We start from the raw sequence: 15,564 nt of genomic DNA, 5'->3' as shown, positions 1-15,564 counted from the left end.
TCTTGCATCGTTCAGACGGCCGTTTTGCGGCTGACCCATTTTTGCAAGAGAATTTCCAACTTTTCTATGTGGTGTGAACTACTTGGACACTTCGGACTGGAAAATTTAAGAAAATCAATGCTATTTTTAGGTAATGGTACCCCAAGCCGGGATCGAACCAGCACTCCTTTCGGAACCGCATTTTGAGTGCGGCGCGTCTACCAATTCCGCCATTGGGGCAACGGTGGTAATGCCACGGCGTCTATCATGGTCAAGGCCATGCGTGCAACCCCAAAGCTGACTTATCCTTTTGAATTGCGCGTGTTTGCGCGCGCGGTTTTCCGTCTTTGCCGGTCCACCGATCAAAATATTGCGGAGGGCGGCTGTGCCGGATCGCGACACCTGCAGTTGCGGCATTAGGGTAATATTAGGCACCTCTAATAAATTAGAATATACGCAATTACTAATTGAATTATGATGTCAGGGTGGAGTTTCCACGCGGGGCGGGAATGGCCAAACTCATAGGGAGGAAATTATGAGGGCTTTTTCTCGCAATTTATTACTGTCCGCCTGCCTGATCCTGCCGATCAACGCCCATGCGCTGGATATCGGGATCGGTGGCGAGAATGGGGTTAACGCCAGTGTTGGCGACAATGGCAGCGGCGGGCTCGGGGTCGATGCCTCCGTTGGCGGCAGCAGTGGCGTTAACGCCAGTGCGGACGTCGGCGGCAGGAGCGGCGGCGGGCTGGGTGCGGATGTCAACGCATCGGTCGGCGGCAGCAATGGGGTCAATGCGGATGTCAATGCATCCGTCGGCGGTTCCAGCGGCGTCAATGCGGGTGTGAACGCTTCCGTTGGCGGCTCGGATGGCATTAATGCCAATGTCGGGGCCAATGTGGGCGGCTCGAGCGGTGTCGGTCTCGGCGTCGGCGTCGGTATCGGTGGCTCCGGTTCGACCGGAACGCCCGGAAATCCCGGCGGCAGCACCACCGGTCCCGGCGGCTCGGGCACGGTGTCTCCCGGCGCGATGCGCAATGCCCTGCAAGCCTATAACGATATGTCGCGAACTGAGCAGATCAAGCTCGCCCGCCGTTGTGTCGATATTCTGGGCGGCGGATACGATGCGGCGCTGACGCAATTGTGCAAGATGATCCGGACGGCCTCGCGCTGAAGCAGGTTTTGTCCGTGTCGGAAACGTCGAAGGGCGCCACTGGCGCCCTTCGGATCAATTGCCCTTGCGTCCGAAGGAAAGGATTTTCTGCCGCAGGCTGCGGGCGAGGTTGCGGGTGTTGCGGTACATGTCCACCTGCGTGGAAACCTGCCGCACGTCCCGGTCGCTGTTCTGGGCAAGCCCGACGACCAGCGTGCCCATCTCCTGGCGTTCCTGCCAGAAGCGGCTCATGATCGGATGATCGGGCACGGCGCAGCTGTCGCTGCGCAGAATATTGGCGTCATCCAGATGCCAGTCGGTCAGTTTCTGCACCAGCAGCTTGCCGGGAGAAAATTGCGCATAGCTCTCGTCGAAAGCGGTCTTCCACGTATAGGCCTCGCCGGCGGTGATGAAGACGACCATGGAGGCGATGGCGCTGCCATTGAGATCGATGGTGTGGATACGCACTGCATCCGCTTCGGCCAGATTGGTGATCGCCTCGCGGGCGAAGGCGGCGCGATAACGGTCGTTGACCAGCGCGGTGCGTTTGCGGCCTTTCCAGCCGCTCGCCTCCAGCGCCAGAAACTCCTCCATGCGGTAACGCACGTCCGCTGGCTGGCGGGTAACGGTATAGGAGAGGGGCCCAAGTTTTTCGAGCTGACGCCACTGCCTGTTCATTTCGCGCAAATGGTGCGGCGCGAGGGCGTTTCGCAGATACGCCTTGCCATCGAGAAGGCTTTCCAGCATCGGCCGGTAATAATTGCCCGTCGTCGTCACCGGCAGGTTGCGGCTGAGCGCGATGGCTTTGAACATGCGGGCAAACGGCCCTTCCAGCCGGACATCCGGCAGAACCAGAACATTCGGCAGACGCATATTGCTATCGGAAAGCGCATCGAAAAGATTGTCGAGGGTTTCGGCAGCGCCTTCGGTGTCGACCAGCGGCGTGCCGAGCGGCCCGAATGGATTGGCCCAGACGCGAATGATGGAGGGACCGATGGAAAAGCCCGGCTTTTCCACGGTAAAGGGCATCAGGAAGCGCATGCGGCTTCTGGCACCGTTCTCATCGCGAATGAGGGCGAAGCGCACGGACTTGTCCTCGATGCGCGGCATGGCGGGCGCGAGAAGCCTTCCGGTGAAGAAGACATTCGCCTCCATGACGCGGTTGGACAGAAAGTCGAGTTCTTCCTGCATGTCATAACCGAGCTGACCCGGATAGATGCAGAATTCCCGGCCATCGCGGCCCACGCGTCGGCTGCTGTCGGCCACGGGGCGATCACGCTCCGCAGACGCCATCAGTGCCGCGATGCGCGGGTCCTGAAAATCCGGATTCTTTGGATCGCTGGACATGCTTATCGTTACACCGCCTTCCCAGTGTTTTGACCCGCCCGGGGATCGTTGAAGGCAAAAAGGACGATCCCGAGTGTGCGGCGAATGGCAATATGCAATAGCACAGCTTCTATGCACATGGCTATCGCCACCGCTGCCGCGGCCCCTGCCAGACCATAGACCGGAATGAGCGCCATGTTGAGTGCAATGTTGCAACCGAAGATGATAATATAAAGGACGACGCACAATTTTTGTTTGCCGGCCATGTTCAGCAATGTTTCCCCCGGGCCGATCAGCGCCTTGGCGAGGAAACCGGCAAAAAGGAAGAACATCAGCTCATAACCCTGAACGAAGCCGGGACCGAACAGCGACAGCAGGAACGGGCCGGCCAGAAGCACCACGCTGCCGACGGCGAGCGACGGCCAGAAGGCCCAGCGCGCGGCCTGGCTGGCGAAACCGGCGAGCCCCTGCCGGTCATTGGCCGACATCAGGGCGGCCAGGCGCGGGGCGGCTGCCGCCTGCACCGAGAAAAACACGAATTGCATCAGCACGATGGTCTTGGCCGCGGCAAAATAGATGCCGACTTGATCCGGCGGCAGATAAAGCCCGACAATCACCACATCGGAATTGGTCATCAAAAAACCGATGCCGTCGATCAGGAACATCGGGAAGGCGAACCTTATCCAGTGGCGGAAATGCACCCTGCGGACCGTGCTGCGGAAATGCCGGTTGAGCCGGCGGTTCATGAAGGCGAAATGGAAAAGCGTGGTGACATAGGTGGCAAGAAGGGCCGTCAGCATGGCCGTCGTTGCGGTTTTTTCCGCGCCGAGACCGATTGCTACCAGCATGAACAGCAGGATCAGCACCGGGCGAACGATATAGGTGGGGCTGAGTGCGGAGACCGCCCAGCCATTGGCGCGCGCGGTGCCGTTCAGCACATCGCCCAGCGCCACCATCGGCAGGGTGAAAAGCGCCAGCGAAACGGGAATGAGATAATAGGAGGCGATGCGCTCGCCGAAGAAATACAGGAAAACGAAACCGAAAATCGCAAGCGCGCTGGCCGAAAGCATGGCGAAGACACGCGCCGTCGAGGTCAGCCCCATGATCTTGTCATGGGCATCCTCCAGACGATAGCCGGGTAAAAAGCGGATGACGGTCGTGTGAAAACCGAGACAGGAAAGATTGCCGAACAGGATCACCAGAACCCAGACGAAAGCGAACAGGCCATATTCGAATTCGCCCATCAGGCGGGCAAGGATGATCTGGGAAATGAAGGCGATACCGGCGCTGACGATACGCACCGCAAACGCAACCAGCGCCATGCGCTGCGCGCGGGAGACCTCATCCCCGCCGGAAAGAACAACGGCGACTTTCGCTACCAGCAGCGAAAGCTTCGCGCGCAGGCCTGCGGGTAAGGCTTTTTCCGCCGTGTTGAGGATAGCCATGATCCACACGCCATCATTTCCAGTTGAATAGGCGAGCCGATCATACGCGCTTCATCCTTAACGAAGGGTTTGGGACGCGCCGGCCTGTGTGCCAATATCGTCCGCCACGCGTGGCTTGCGAATGCCGTTGAACAGGAAAAGGGCGAGCGGGCTGAGGCGTATCGCCTGATGCAGCATATAGGCCGCCGCCGTGGTGGCCGCAACGATGATGGTAAATTCGAGGATGGGCGGCAGCGCAATGAGGATGAACAGCGTTCCGAAGGCGTAGATCAGCGGATGGTGAAACAGGTAGATGGTGAAGGACGCATCCGTCATGCGTCTGGCAAGCCGGTTCGGCCTGTCGAAATAGCGGCAGGCGAGGTCTATCAACAGACGGCTTGCCGCCACCGCCGCAATTGCCGACACCAGCACCAGCAGGGCCGAATTCGAAAAGGGATATTGCAGGCGCAGGGTCACCGCCGTCGCGATGGTGCCCGCCGCGATGACGCCGGTGAGAAGGCCCGTCTGGCGAAAGCGGTGAAAGAGGGCGCGGTCACGGTGCAGCAGCGCGCCGATGAGGAAGAATGGCAGGTAACGCGCATAGGGATCGGAAGCGCGTTCATAGAGAAGAAAGAGGCCGCTTCCGCTCTTTGCCGCAAGCTGGCCGGATCCGTAGATCATCAATTCCCACAAAACAGGCAGGATGCAGAGTGCCGCGAAAAACAGGGTGGTATGCCGCTGCCGCAGGCTGCCTAACCAGTCTCTGATATATGCCACTGGCGGACGTTCCGCGAGAAACAGCAGGCCGGCAAGCAGGATCGAATAGAAGACAAGGGCAGGCAGGAACCATAGATGCATGATCCACTGTTCACTCGGGCGCAGCAGGCTGGGCAGGCTCTCAAGCAGCCGGTCGGCCGGGATATCGCCTTTGGCGACGCCGGCCAGTTGCAGCAGAAAAAGCTGCGATGGACCGAGCAGAAGGACCGCGACGATAAAGGGCACGCCGAGGCGCAGGAAACGCTGCCTCAGCCAACGCATCTTGCCTTTTTTGCCGATGACCATGGTGGAAAAATAACCGGCCACCAGAAAGAATGCCGGCATGCGGAAGGTGACGAGTGCGGCACCCAGCGCGCTCAGAAACGGGCTGGTGTCGAAATCCTTGATGTCCCATGGCAGGGCATGGCTGTAGAGGAGGGAGGCGTGATAGGGAATGCCAAGCAGCATGAGGAGCGCCCTTAGCGGGTCCCAGTAATGCTCGTAGTCAGGTTTGCCCGGTTGCATTTTTCCCTCGCGCGACAGGCGCGATCCCGTGTGATCAGCAATGACCAGCACGACTATTGGTGGAAAACGCTAATAAACCCTTCACGCCCCGGACGGTGTGGGCGGAGCCTTTTTTCTGGGCATGAGATTGAGGACCAGCGCACAGCCCAGAATGATGATGCCGGCGCCGAAAAGCTGGGGAAGCGAAAGCGGCTCATCCAGCACCAGCGCGCCGACGAGGACCGCAACGACGGTCACGGCGAATTCCACGCTGATCGCCCTGGTTGCGCCGATCGAGGAGACAAGCTTGAAATAGGTGATGTAGGTGAGGCCGCTCATGACCACCGCCTGCACCAGAAGATAACCGTAATCGATGAGATCAGGCGTTCTCGGCAATGGGACCGCGAAGAGAAGCGGCAGGGTCATCAGGCCGCCTGTCAGGAATGAGCCTATGGTGATTTCCCAGGAACCCACGCCCTTCAGGTGGCGGCTGGCAAAATTGCTGCCATAGGCCGCGCAGATGCACGCGGCGACAGCGGCGGCGCAGCCGATGATGAAACCGGTTGTAACGGGAACGGCGGGAAAGCCGACAAGCAGGATGATGCCGGCAAGACCGATTACGAGACCGGCAATGCCCTGACGCGTCAGACGCTCGATACCCCAGACCTGCGCGATGAGCATGGAAAAGAGCGGGATGGTGGCCACCAATATGGCGGCCATGGCGGTGCCGACCAACGGCGTCGCATAGGAGAGGCCGATCAACTGTCCCGCGACCGTTGTTGCGCCGACGACTGCGAAGGCGCGCCAGCTCGCGGAAAATGCGAGCTTTCGGCGCACCGCAATCGCGATCAGAAACAGGGTGATGGCGGTGACCAGCGAGCGGAGCGTGACCGCCCCGATCCAGCCGAAGGCCTCGACGACATGCAAAAGCAGCAGGAACGACATTCCCCACGCGAGTGCGAGAAAAACATAGGCGGCAAAGTCGCGAGGAGCCATGAAAGCGTTTTCCGAAGGACGATGAGGCTCCCATATTGGAAATTGCCGATATCCGTCAACAGCGATCGAGGGGTGCAACGAAAATCGCCCGCAACCGAAGGTGCGGGCGATTTCGTTTGTCTGTCAGGAACTGCCTCAGGCCTGTTCGTAAACGCCGTGGCAGTGTTTGTATTTCTTGCCGGAGCCGCAGGGGCACATTTCGTTGCGGCCGATGCGACCCCAGGTGGCGGGGTTTTCCGGATCGCGATCCTCGGCCGGCACGAACGCAGCGGGCGCAGCCTGCTGGCCCTGCGCCATTTCGTCTTCGCCCGTATTGGGATCGAGATGATGCGCCGTCATTTCCGGCAGTTCCGGCTGCTGCGGTTCCTGCTGCACCAGTTCCACCCGCATCAGCTGGGCGGTAACGGCCTCGCGCAGATTGGCGAGCAGCGCCTGGAACAGTTCGAAGGCTTCCGCCTTGTATTCCTGCAGCGGGTCGCGCTGGGCATAACCGCGGAAACCGACGACCGAGCGGAGATGGTCGAGGTTGACGATATGTTCGCGCCACAGATGGTCGATCGTCTGGAGAATGACCGAACGTTCCACATAGGTCATGATCTCGGGGCCGAAACGTTCCGCGCGCTCGGCGGCGTATTTGTCGGCGGCCTCGGTGACGCGCTGAAGAATATCGTCCTCGGCGATGCCTTCTTCCTTGGCCCATTCCTCAACCGGCAGGTCGAGGTTCAGGAACTGGGCGATACCAGCCTTCAGGCCTGCAATATCCCACTGTTCGGCATAGGCATTTTCCGGAATATGCTTGGTGACGAGCGTTTCGATCACTTCATGGCGCATATCGGCTGCGGTTTCGCCGATATTGTCGGCTTCCATCAGCTCGAGACGCTGCTCGAAGATCACCTTGCGCTGGTCGTTCAGCACGTCGTCATATTTCAGAAGGTTCTTGCGGGTCTCGAAGTTGCGGGCTTCGACCTTCTTCTGGGCGCGCTCCAGCGCCTTGTTGATCCACGGATGGACGATTGCCTCGCCTTCCTTCAGGCCGAGCTTCTGCAGCATCGAGTCCATGCGCTCGGAACCGAAGATGCGCATCAGGTCATCCTGAAGCGAGAGGTAGAATTTCGAACGGCCGGGGTCGCCCTGACGGCCGGAACGGCCGCGCAGCTGGTTGTCGATGCGTCGGCTTTCGTGGCGCTCGGTGGCGATGACGTAAAGACCGCCGGCGGCAAGCGCCTTTTCCTTCAGCACCTTGATCTCGGCGCGGATTGCCTCTTCCTTCGCGTCATGTTCCGGACCGGGTTCGATGCCTTCGAGCTCGCGCTCAAGCCGCATGTCGACGTTGCCGCCGAGCTGGATGTCGGTGCCGCGGCCGGCCATGTTGGTGGCGATGGTAACCGCACCCGGAACGCCGGCCTGCGAAACGATATAGGCTTCCTGCTCGTGGTAACGGGCGTTCAGGACCTGGAAATCGGAGAAGCCGGACTGACGCAGGAGATGCGCCAGAAGCTCGGATTTTTCGATGGAGGTCGTACCCACCAGAACCGGCTGGCCGCGTTCATGCGCCGCCTTGATCTCGGTGATGATCGCCTGGAACTTCTCCTCGCCGGTGCGGTAAACCTCGTCGTCCTCGTCGATACGCTGGATCGGCAGGTTGGTCGGCACTTCGATGACGTCGAGGCCGTAAATGTTGCCGAATTCTTCCGCTTCCGTCGCAGCCGTGCCGGTCATGCCGGCCAGCTTTTCGTACATGCGGAAATAATTCTGGAAGGTGACGGAGGAAAGCGTCTGGTTTTCCGGCTGGATCTGCACCTTTTCCTTGGCTTCGAGAGCCTGATGCTGACCTTCGGAATAACGGCGGCCCGGCATCATGCGGCCGGTGAACTCGTCGATGATGACGATTTCGTCGTTGCGTACGATATAGTCCTTGTCGCGGGTGAAGAGCTTGTGGGCCTTCAGCGCATTGTTGATGTGGTGAACGATGGCGACGTTTTCGACGTCGTAAAGCGATTCGCCCTTCAGGAGGCCCGCCTGCCGCAGCAGGTTTTCGAGCTTCTCGGTGCCGTCTTCGGAGAAGTTGGCCGAACGCTGTTTTTCATCGATTTCGTAATCTTCCGGCGTCAGCAGCGGAATGAAGGCGTCGATGGTGTTGTAAAGGTCGGAACGGTCGTCCAGCGGGCCGGAAATGATGAGCGGCGTGCGCGCCTCGTCGACCAGGATCGAGTCGACTTCGTCGACGATCGCGTAGTTGTGGCCGCGCTGAACCATCTGGGCGCGGTCATATTTCATGTTGTCGCGCAGATAGTCGAAGCCAAGTTCGTTATTCGTCGCGTAGGTAATATCGCAGGCATAGGCCTCGCGGCGCTGGTCGTCGTCCAGCCCGTGGACGATCACGCCGGTCGTCAGGCCGAGAAAGCCATAGAGCCTGCTCATCGTGGCCGCGTCGCGCTTGGCGAGATAGTCGTTGACGGTGACGACATGTACGCCCTTGCCGGCAAGGGCGTTGAGGTAGACCGCAAGGGTCGCCACCAAGGTCTTGCCTTCACCGGTCTTCATTTCGGCGATGGCGCCGCCATGCAGAATCATGCCGCCGGTCAGCTGCACGTCGAAGGGGCGCATATGCAGAACGCGGCGCGAGGCTTCGCGGGCAACGGCGAAAGCCGGGATCAGCAGGTCGTCCAGCGTCTTGCCATCGGCAAGCTGCTGGCGGAACTCAGCGGTCTTGGCCGCCAGCGCCTCATTGGAGAGCGCCTTGGTGGCTTCTTCCAGCGCATTGATGGCTGCGATCTTGCTTTTATAGGAGCGGACGCGGCGGTCATTTGCCGAACCGAACAACTTGCGGGCTATTCCGCCGAGACTGACCATCTTACTGGCCCTTTCTGAAATTCCGTTTTGCCGGGCGCTTTTCTCCGTCACGCCGATTTCAGCATAAATGACGGACTTCGCCCTTCAACGTATCTGGACGCGAGGTTGCGTGACAGATAAGAGGGGGGGCAAATGATGTCAACGGTTCTGCCCGTTACAGAATGGCCACAATCCGGTGTTTGGAAGTTTTTTCAGAGCCGGAAACCATGTCTGGAGCCGGCATTGTCCCCGAAAGGTTCAAAATGTTGCGCTATAATAAAATTGCGGCTGCGGTGATTGTGGCCACGCTCGGCCTCCAGCTTCCGGCTTTCGCACAGGAAGACAAGGTTGTCGCCAAGGTCGGCGATCTGGAAATCCACCAGTCCGAACTCGACCTCGCCATGAGCAACCTCGACCCGCAGCTCGCGCAGCTTCCCGATGAGCAGAAGAAGGTTGCAGCCCTTTCCGGCGCGATCGACGTCAAGCTTCTGGTGAAGAACGCCAGCGCCGAAGGTCTGGAAAAGACTGAAGATTTCAAGAAGCGCATGGAGTTCATCCAGGACCGTGAGCTGCACAACGCCTATTTCCGCAAGCATGTCGTCGATGCCGTTACCGCTGACGAAGTAAAGGCCCGCTACGACAAGGAAGTCGCAGCCCTGCCGCAGGAAGAGGAAATCAAGGCCGCCCACATTCTGGTCGCCAGCGAGGACGAAGCCAAGGACATCATCAAGCAGCTTGATTCGGGCAAGGATTTCGCCGCGCTCGCCAAGGAAAAGTCGACCGATTCCAACAAGGACGACGGCGGCGATCTCGGCTGGTTCGGCAAGGGCCGCATGGTTCCGGAATTCGAAGAGGCCGCTTTCGGTCTCGAAAAGGGCGCTTACACCAAGGCTCCGGTGAAGACCCAGTTCGGCTTCCACGTCATCAAGCTCGAAGACAAGCGTATCGCGCCGCCGCCGGCTTTCGAGCAGGTCGAGCCGCAGGTTCGTCAGCTTGTCATGCGTGACAAGTACGTTGCCCTCATCGAGAAGGCAAAGGCCGACCAGAAGATCGAAATCATGGATGAGACGCTGAAGAAGGGCTACGACGAAGCCACGAAGGAACAGCAGGCTCAGCCGCAGCAGTAAAAACAAATGTTACGGGGCGGCTATGGGCCGCCCCGTTTCATCTCAGGCATTCCAGACCCCTTTTCCAGAATTTCAGGCGCTTCCCATGTCCGTTGCCGTTTCTCCGCTCGCTCCGAAATCCTATCCTGACATGCCTGCGCTGCGCGGCGTTCGCATGGCGACGGCTGCCGCCGGCATCAAGTACAAGAACCGCACCGACGTTCTGCTGATGGTGTTCGACAAGCCGGCAAGCGTCGCCGGCGTCTTCACCAAATCGAAATGCCCATCTGCCCCGGTCGATTTCTGCCGCGCCAATCTCGGCGGCGGCGTGGCGCGCGCGGTGGTGGTCAATTCCGGCAATGCCAATGCCTTTACCGGCGTCAAGGGCAAGGCCGCGACCGAATTGACGGCGAAATCCGCTGCTGCCGCCGTTGGCTGTTCTGAAGGCGAGGTGTTCCTGGCATCGACGGGCGTGATCGGCGAGCCGCTGGATGCGACGAAATTCGCCGGCGTTCTCGGCGATATGAACGTCAGGGCGGAAGCCGATTTCTGGCAGGAAGCCGCCAAGGCGATCATGACGACCGACACCTATCCCAAGGTTTCGACCCGCACCGCCGAGATCGGCGGCGTGATCGTAACGATCAACGGCATTTCCAAGGGTGCTGGCATGATTGCGCCCGACATGGCGACGATGCTCTCTTTCGTGGTGACGGATGCGGATATCGAGCCCGCCGCCCTGCAGTCGCTACTGTCTGCCGGTGTTGGCCCGACATTCAATTCCGTGACGGTCGATAGCGACACTTCCACCTCCGATACGTTGATGCTGTTTGCGACAGGTGCTGCCGCTGAAGACGGCCAGGTGAAGGTAACGAGCGCCGATGACGAGCGCCTTGCCGGCTTCCGCATCGCGCTGAACGATCTCCTGAAGGACCTTGCCCTGCAGGTGGTTCGTGACGGCGAAGGCGCGCGCAAGATGGTGGAAGTCACCGTAACGGGCGCGGAAAACGATGCCGCCGCCAAGAAGATTGCCCTTTCCATCGCCAATTCGCCGCTGGTGAAGACCGCGGTTGCCGGCGAAGACGCCAATTGGGGCCGCGTCGTCATGGCCGTCGGCAAGTCCGGCGAAATGGCCGACCGTGACCGCCTCGCCATCTGGTTCGGCGGCGTGCGCGTGGCCGTCAACGGCGAGCGTGACCCGGATTATTCGGAGGCGGAAACCAGCGCGGTGATGCGTCTCGAAGACATTCCGGTGAAGGTGGATATCGGTCTCGGTCAGGGAACGGCCACCGTCTGGACCTGTGACCTGACGAAAGAATATGTTGCGATCAACGGCGACTATCGGAGCTGACCGTTGGAGCCGAAGAGAATGCAGGACAATAAAGCCGTCAATCTGCCGCTGGTTCGCCGTCTGGAAGCCGTCAGTTTCCGGGCATGGCCTGCCTCGTCGGTGATTTATGACGGCAGCTGGCAAATCCGCCTGACGGGTTCGCACCCCTCCAAGCGCATCAATTGCGTGGTGCCGCTGGACCCGTCCGATTACGGAAACAGCGCGGTGCGGCTGGAAAAAGCGCGCAAGCGTTTCGAAGATTTCGGCAGACCGCTGGTGGTGCGCGAAACGACGCTGATGCCGCCGCAGCTCAGGGATTTTCTGGCGAATGACGGCTGGTCCGTGTTCGAAGAGGTGATGGTCATGACGGCCGATCTCTCCGGCATGGAGCTGCCCGAAACGCTGGTCAGCCTGCCGAGCCACGATATCGGCCGTTTTGTCGAGGCGAGCATCAAGGTCAGCGATAGCGATCCGGCGCTCCGTCCGGCGATTGCGGAAATCGTCAGCTCCATCAAGCCGGCGCTCGGCCTTTTCATCAATGAGGAAGTGGAAGGCAATCCGCTCGCGACCGTGATCTGCGTGCAGGATAACGACCTTGCCGGCATCATCTCCCTCGATGTCGAAAAGTCGCAGCGTAAAAAGGGCCTCGGCACGCAGGTTTTGTCGTCGGCACTGCGCTGGGCGAGAATCAGCGGCGCAAAAACCGCCTGGCTGCAGGTGGTTTCCACCAATGCGCCTGCCATCGCCCTTTATGAGAAATTCGGCTTCTCGGAGGCCTATCGTTATCGCTACTGGCGCAAGGGAACCGGCGAATGAGCGAGGCAGGCAAAAAAATCCTGCTCGTCGCCGCCTGCGCCCTTCTGGATCAAGATGGCCGCATTCTTCTGGCGCAGCGTCCGGAAGGCAAGTCGCTTGCAGGCCTGTGGGAATTTCCGGGCGGCAAGGTGGAGCATGGCGAGACGCCGGAGGAAACCCTTGTCCGTGAACTGGACGAGGAGCTGGGTATCAAAACCAAGGTCGCCTGCCTCGCACCGCTGACATTTGCCAGCCACACCTATGAGACCTTTCACCTCCTGATGCCGCTTTACGTGTGCCGCCGTTATGAGGGCATTGCGCATGGCCGGGAAGGGCAGGCGATCAAATGGGTGAAGCCGCAGGCCCTGCGCGATTACCCCATGCCGCCGGCCGATGAGCCGCTCATCCCCTTCCTGCAGGATCTGCTATAAAATCGGGAAGCCCCCCCGAGGTCCTCGCGTATTATCCCGTCACAGCTTCGTGAAAATGCCCCGTTTGCAGCGCTTTGCCGTGCCAAAACGGGGCTGTGTTAAGAGATCGTTCAGCACCCTCTGGCAGATTGTTAAGCTAAAGAAGCGGTAAACTGCGCGAGACGAGGTTGGTCATGAACGAGGATTTCTGGAAGACGGTGGAAGGTCGTCACTTGTATTCCGACAAATCCCGTCGCACCGGCGTGCTCAATGTGGCGCTGCTTTTCGGCACGGCGGTTATCGCGCTCTCGCTCATCGTCACTCCCATGCTTGCCGGAAAATCCTCCACGCGGGTGGCGCAGTTTCCCGACAATTACGACATGATCAGCACCGGCTCCATCAAAAAGACGGATGTGGGCAAGACCTATTCCATCCGTCGCAGCATCACCCAGCCGATGCCGGAAATGCCCTGCGTGGTCACGGGTTATAGCAACGAGAGCGGTTGCTGATCGTTTACCATCAAAGGTAACGGATTCCTCACATCGCCGACCTAGGATAGAGTTGATTTCAACAGGGCAGAAGCCGGTTGTCGCAACGCACCGGATGGCGGGTGGGGAATATCCTGTGCTGCATTTTTTTATCAGTTTTTGCAAAAACGAAGACGGTGCGACAGCGATTGAATACGGCTTGATCGCCGGGCTGATTTCCGCGGCCCTCATTGCTGGCGCAGGCAGCATCAGCAGCAATATCAATGCCGTGTTTCAATTCATCGTAGACACTTTGGTCGAGAGTTGAAGCCTTTTGGCTGATCGCTCAGGACAGCTTCACCTCGGTTGTCTTTAAGGCATCGGCAAGCCGCACCTTGGCGGAGCCGGGTTTCAGCGGCTTCTGCTGGCTTTCGTGCGGCGCCCAGCCTGATACATAGATGATGGAAAATGTCGCTCTTATCCGCCCGTCAGGATCGGAATATCGCTCGGCGTAAAGCTCCGCCGCGCGCAGGAAAAAGGCGCGGTTGAGCGGCTTTCTGCTGCGGCTTGCCAGCGGATTGGCCATGCCCATGGCGCGCAGGTCGCGCATCAGCGGGAAAATCGAATCGTAACGCACGGTGTAGCTCTCCGCATCGGTCACGGGGAGCGCAAACCCGGCGCGCTGCAAAAGCGCGCCGACATCGCGCACATCGGCGAAGGGAATGACACGCGGGCTGGCGCCTCCTGTCAGCTCCGCCTCGGCGGTCAGCAGCACGTCGCGCAGTTCCTGCAGGGTGCCGCTGCCGGGAATGGCGCCGAGAAACAGGCCGTCCGGTTTCAATGCCCGGCGGATCTGGATCAGCGCGCCGGGCGTATCGTTGGTCAGATGCAGGGCAAGCGGTGAAACGATGAGGTTGGCGGAGGCCTCTTCAAGCGGCAGATGCTCCATGGAAGCGGCCTCGGGAATATTCGCATCCGTCGCAAAAGAGCTCTCGGTTTCGATACGGCGAATGATATCCACCTTGCCGGTTTCCGCCAGCCGCCGGGCGGTGACGCCGGTTCCGCCGTGAAGTTCGATTGCGGTCTCGAACTGGCGCTCGACGATGGCAAGCCTGTCGGCCAGCTCTTCGGCCGCCATATCAAGAAGAAACAGGGCCCTGTCGTCGCGCCGGTTCCACGCCCGGCGACGGTTTTGTTCGATCAGGGCCTGGTCAAAGAGAATATCCATCGTCTTGCCTGCTCGGCCTCAAACGCCTTCGGGATCGGCGGGCCGTATCGTTGGTCTCATGCCGGTTGGGGCATCGTTTTCCCGGTGTCGGGAGGGAACTATCGCTCTCGCAAAGGCACCCGTTCGGCGGTAAAGTCAACCTCATGGGTGCTGGTGAAAGTCTGTTTTCGGGGTTGCTGTCGAAGTCTGCGGCCGTGCCGGCGGCGGCGGGAGACATGTGGCGTGCGGTCTTTCGTATGGTCTACCCGCCAACCTGCGCGGGCTGCACCCGCATGACCGGCGGCGAGGGCGCCTTATGCGCGGATTGCTGGCGGGATGTGGCCTTTATCGATCGCCCTTTTTGCGAGGTTCTGGGCATTCCCTTCGCGCGGGATCACGGAGACGGTTTCGTGAGCGCGCAGGCGATTGCCGAACCGCCGCCTTTTGACCGGCTGCGCGCCGTCGCAAGCCATGAGGGAACCGCCCGCAAGCTGGTGCACCGGCTGAAATATCAGGACCGGACCGATCTCGCCCGCCTGATGGCGCTGTGGATGATGAGGGCAAGTGACGGAACGGTGGATGCCTGCGATTGCATCGTGCCCGTTCCATTGCATCGCAACCGCTTCCTGCGCCGCCGCTTCAATCAATCCGCCGAGCTGGCGCGGCATCTGGCCAGGGCCTCCGGTAAGCCCTTGCTTGCCGGCACGCTGCTGCGCGTGAAACCGACAGAGCGGCAGGTGGGTCTTTCCGCGCTTGCCCGGCGGGACAATATGCGCGGCGCTTTCGCGCTTGCGCCCGGCCGGGAAACCGATGTCCATGGCAGGCGCGTGGTGCTGGTGGACGACGTCTATACCACCGGTGCGACGGTGGGTGCGGCAAGCCGCGCCCTGCGCAAGGCTGGTGCCGCGGATGTGACGGTTTTGACCTTTGCAATGGCCATTTCCGGGCCTATATGAAACCTGAATGACATGACTTTATCGTGCGTTTTACCGCACGTTTGCGAGGGCTTTGAAAACATGGCACCGGTGACGATCTATACGCGGGATTTTTGTGGTTATTGCGCGCGCGCCAAGGCGCTGCTGGACAGCAAGGGCGTGGATTATGCCGAATATAACGCCACGACGACACCGGAATACCGACAGGAAATGATCGAGAAATCCGGCGGAACGACGTTCCCGCAAATCTTCATCAACGGCCAGCATGTGGGCGGTTGCGACGATCTGCATGCGCTCGAGCGCGCGGGTAAACTGGACGCGCTGCTGGCCGCCTGATCGACCTGATTTGC

Annotated in this window: 15 protein-coding genes and 1 tRNA gene; 9 read left to right on the top strand and 7 right to left on the bottom strand. The window is 60.1% G+C overall.

From position 1 onward, the window contains the following. Positions 1 to 134 precede the first annotated feature (134 nt). Positions 135 to 219: transfer RNA gene (locus tag I3J13_RS21435), tRNA-Leu, on the bottom strand. A gap of 295 nt (positions 220 to 514) precedes the next feature. Here I3J13_RS21435 and uppQ point away from each other — a divergent pair. Then, positions 515 to 1,150, top strand: a complete 636-nt coding sequence (gene uppQ, locus I3J13_RS21430; RefSeq protein ID WP_020812124.1) for a polysaccharide biosynthesis GNAT family N-acetyltransferase UppQ — start codon at positions 515 to 517, stop codon at positions 1,148 to 1,150. Positions 1,151 to 1,204: 54 nt separating this feature from the next. Here uppQ and I3J13_RS21425 read toward each other — a convergent pair whose 3' ends face one another. The 5 genes from I3J13_RS21425 to secA form a co-directional block, all read right to left on the bottom strand. Further along, a complete protein-coding gene (locus I3J13_RS21425) occupies positions 1,205 to 2,476 on the bottom strand; it encodes a GNAT family N-acetyltransferase (RefSeq protein WP_059753593.1) in 1,272 nt (423 codons plus the stop codon). A gap of 8 nt (positions 2,477 to 2,484) precedes the next feature. After that, complete coding sequence (gene uppV, locus I3J13_RS21420; RefSeq protein WP_196380156.1) at positions 2,485 to 3,900, bottom strand: Wzx-type polysaccharide biosynthesis protein UppV; 1,416 nt, start codon at positions 3,898 to 3,900, stop codon at positions 2,485 to 2,487. 57 nt (positions 3,901 to 3,957) lie between these two features. Further along, positions 3,958 to 5,160, bottom strand: a complete 1,203-nt coding sequence (gene mdoC / locus I3J13_RS21415) for a glucans biosynthesis protein MdoC (protein WP_196380155.1) — start codon at positions 5,158 to 5,160, stop codon at positions 3,958 to 3,960. Positions 5,161 to 5,241: 81 nt separating this feature from the next. Continuing rightward, positions 5,242 to 6,135, bottom strand: a complete 894-nt coding sequence (locus I3J13_RS21410; protein WP_196380154.1) for a DMT family transporter — start codon at positions 6,133 to 6,135, stop codon at positions 5,242 to 5,244. Positions 6,136 to 6,270: 135 nt separating this feature from the next. Further along, positions 6,271 to 8,988 (bottom strand): preprotein translocase subunit SecA, encoded by a 2,718-nt coding sequence (gene secA, locus I3J13_RS21405; RefSeq protein WP_196380153.1) that lies wholly within the window; start codon positions 8,986 to 8,988, stop codon positions 6,271 to 6,273. 242 nt (positions 8,989 to 9,230) lie between these two features. On the opposite strand from secA, the gene I3J13_RS21400 reads away from it, so the two are divergent. From I3J13_RS21400 to I3J13_RS21375, 6 genes are all read left to right on the top strand, one after another. Further along, a complete protein-coding gene (locus tag I3J13_RS21400; RefSeq protein WP_035237262.1) occupies positions 9,231 to 10,094 on the top strand; it encodes a peptidylprolyl isomerase in 864 nt (287 codons plus the stop codon). 85 nt (positions 10,095 to 10,179) lie between these two features. Beyond that, a complete protein-coding gene (argJ, locus tag I3J13_RS21395; RefSeq protein ID WP_196380152.1) occupies positions 10,180 to 11,421 on the top strand; it encodes a bifunctional glutamate N-acetyltransferase/amino-acid acetyltransferase ArgJ in 1,242 nt (413 codons plus the stop codon). A gap of 18 nt (positions 11,422 to 11,439) precedes the next feature. Next, a complete protein-coding gene (locus I3J13_RS21390; RefSeq protein WP_003522546.1) occupies positions 11,440 to 12,216 on the top strand; it encodes a GNAT family N-acetyltransferase in 777 nt (258 codons plus the stop codon). Then, the gene (mutT, locus tag I3J13_RS21385; RefSeq protein WP_003522547.1) at positions 12,213 to 12,626 is read left to right on the top strand and encodes an 8-oxo-dGTP diphosphatase MutT; all 414 of its coding nucleotides are present in this window, start codon (positions 12,213 to 12,215) and stop codon (positions 12,624 to 12,626) included. The genes I3J13_RS21390 and mutT overlap by 4 nt, the downstream gene beginning before the upstream one ends. A 173-nt stretch (positions 12,627 to 12,799) precedes the next feature. Further along, positions 12,800 to 13,114 carry a hypothetical protein gene (locus I3J13_RS21380; RefSeq protein ID WP_003522548.1) on the top strand — a complete coding sequence of 105 codons (315 nt, stop codon included), beginning with the start codon at positions 12,800 to 12,802 and terminating at the stop codon, positions 13,112 to 13,114. 94 nt (positions 13,115 to 13,208) lie between these two features. Beyond that, the gene (locus I3J13_RS21375; RefSeq protein ID WP_196380206.1) at positions 13,209 to 13,400 is read left to right on the top strand and encodes a Flp family type IVb pilin; all 192 of its coding nucleotides are present in this window, start codon (positions 13,209 to 13,211) and stop codon (positions 13,398 to 13,400) included. Between the two features lie 18 nt (positions 13,401 to 13,418). Here the strand turns inward: I3J13_RS21375 and I3J13_RS21370 are convergent, their stop codons facing one another. Further along, positions 13,419 to 14,300, bottom strand: coding sequence for a methyltransferase domain-containing protein (locus I3J13_RS21370; protein ID WP_196380151.1), 882 nt, complete (start codon positions 14,298 to 14,300; stop codon positions 13,419 to 13,421). 143 nt (positions 14,301 to 14,443) lie between these two features. Between I3J13_RS21370 and I3J13_RS21365 the strand changes: the two genes are divergently transcribed. Next, positions 14,444 to 15,235: a ComF family protein gene (locus I3J13_RS21365; RefSeq protein WP_196380150.1), complete on the top strand. Its 792-nt coding sequence runs from the start codon at positions 14,444 to 14,446 to the stop codon at positions 15,233 to 15,235. A 60-nt stretch (positions 15,236 to 15,295) separates the two neighbouring features. Further along, positions 15,296 to 15,550, top strand: coding sequence for a glutaredoxin 3 (grxC, locus tag I3J13_RS21360; RefSeq protein WP_003522552.1), 255 nt, complete (start codon positions 15,296 to 15,298; stop codon positions 15,548 to 15,550). Positions 15,551 to 15,564: the final 14 nt, after the last annotated feature.

The organism is Agrobacterium leguminum (genome assembly GCF_015704895.1).
Lineage (GTDB): Bacteria > Pseudomonadota > Alphaproteobacteria > Rhizobiales > Rhizobiaceae > Agrobacterium > Agrobacterium leguminum.
The sequence above is the reverse complement of the archived record's forward strand: the minus strand, read 5'-3'. Positions and strand labels throughout refer to the sequence as shown.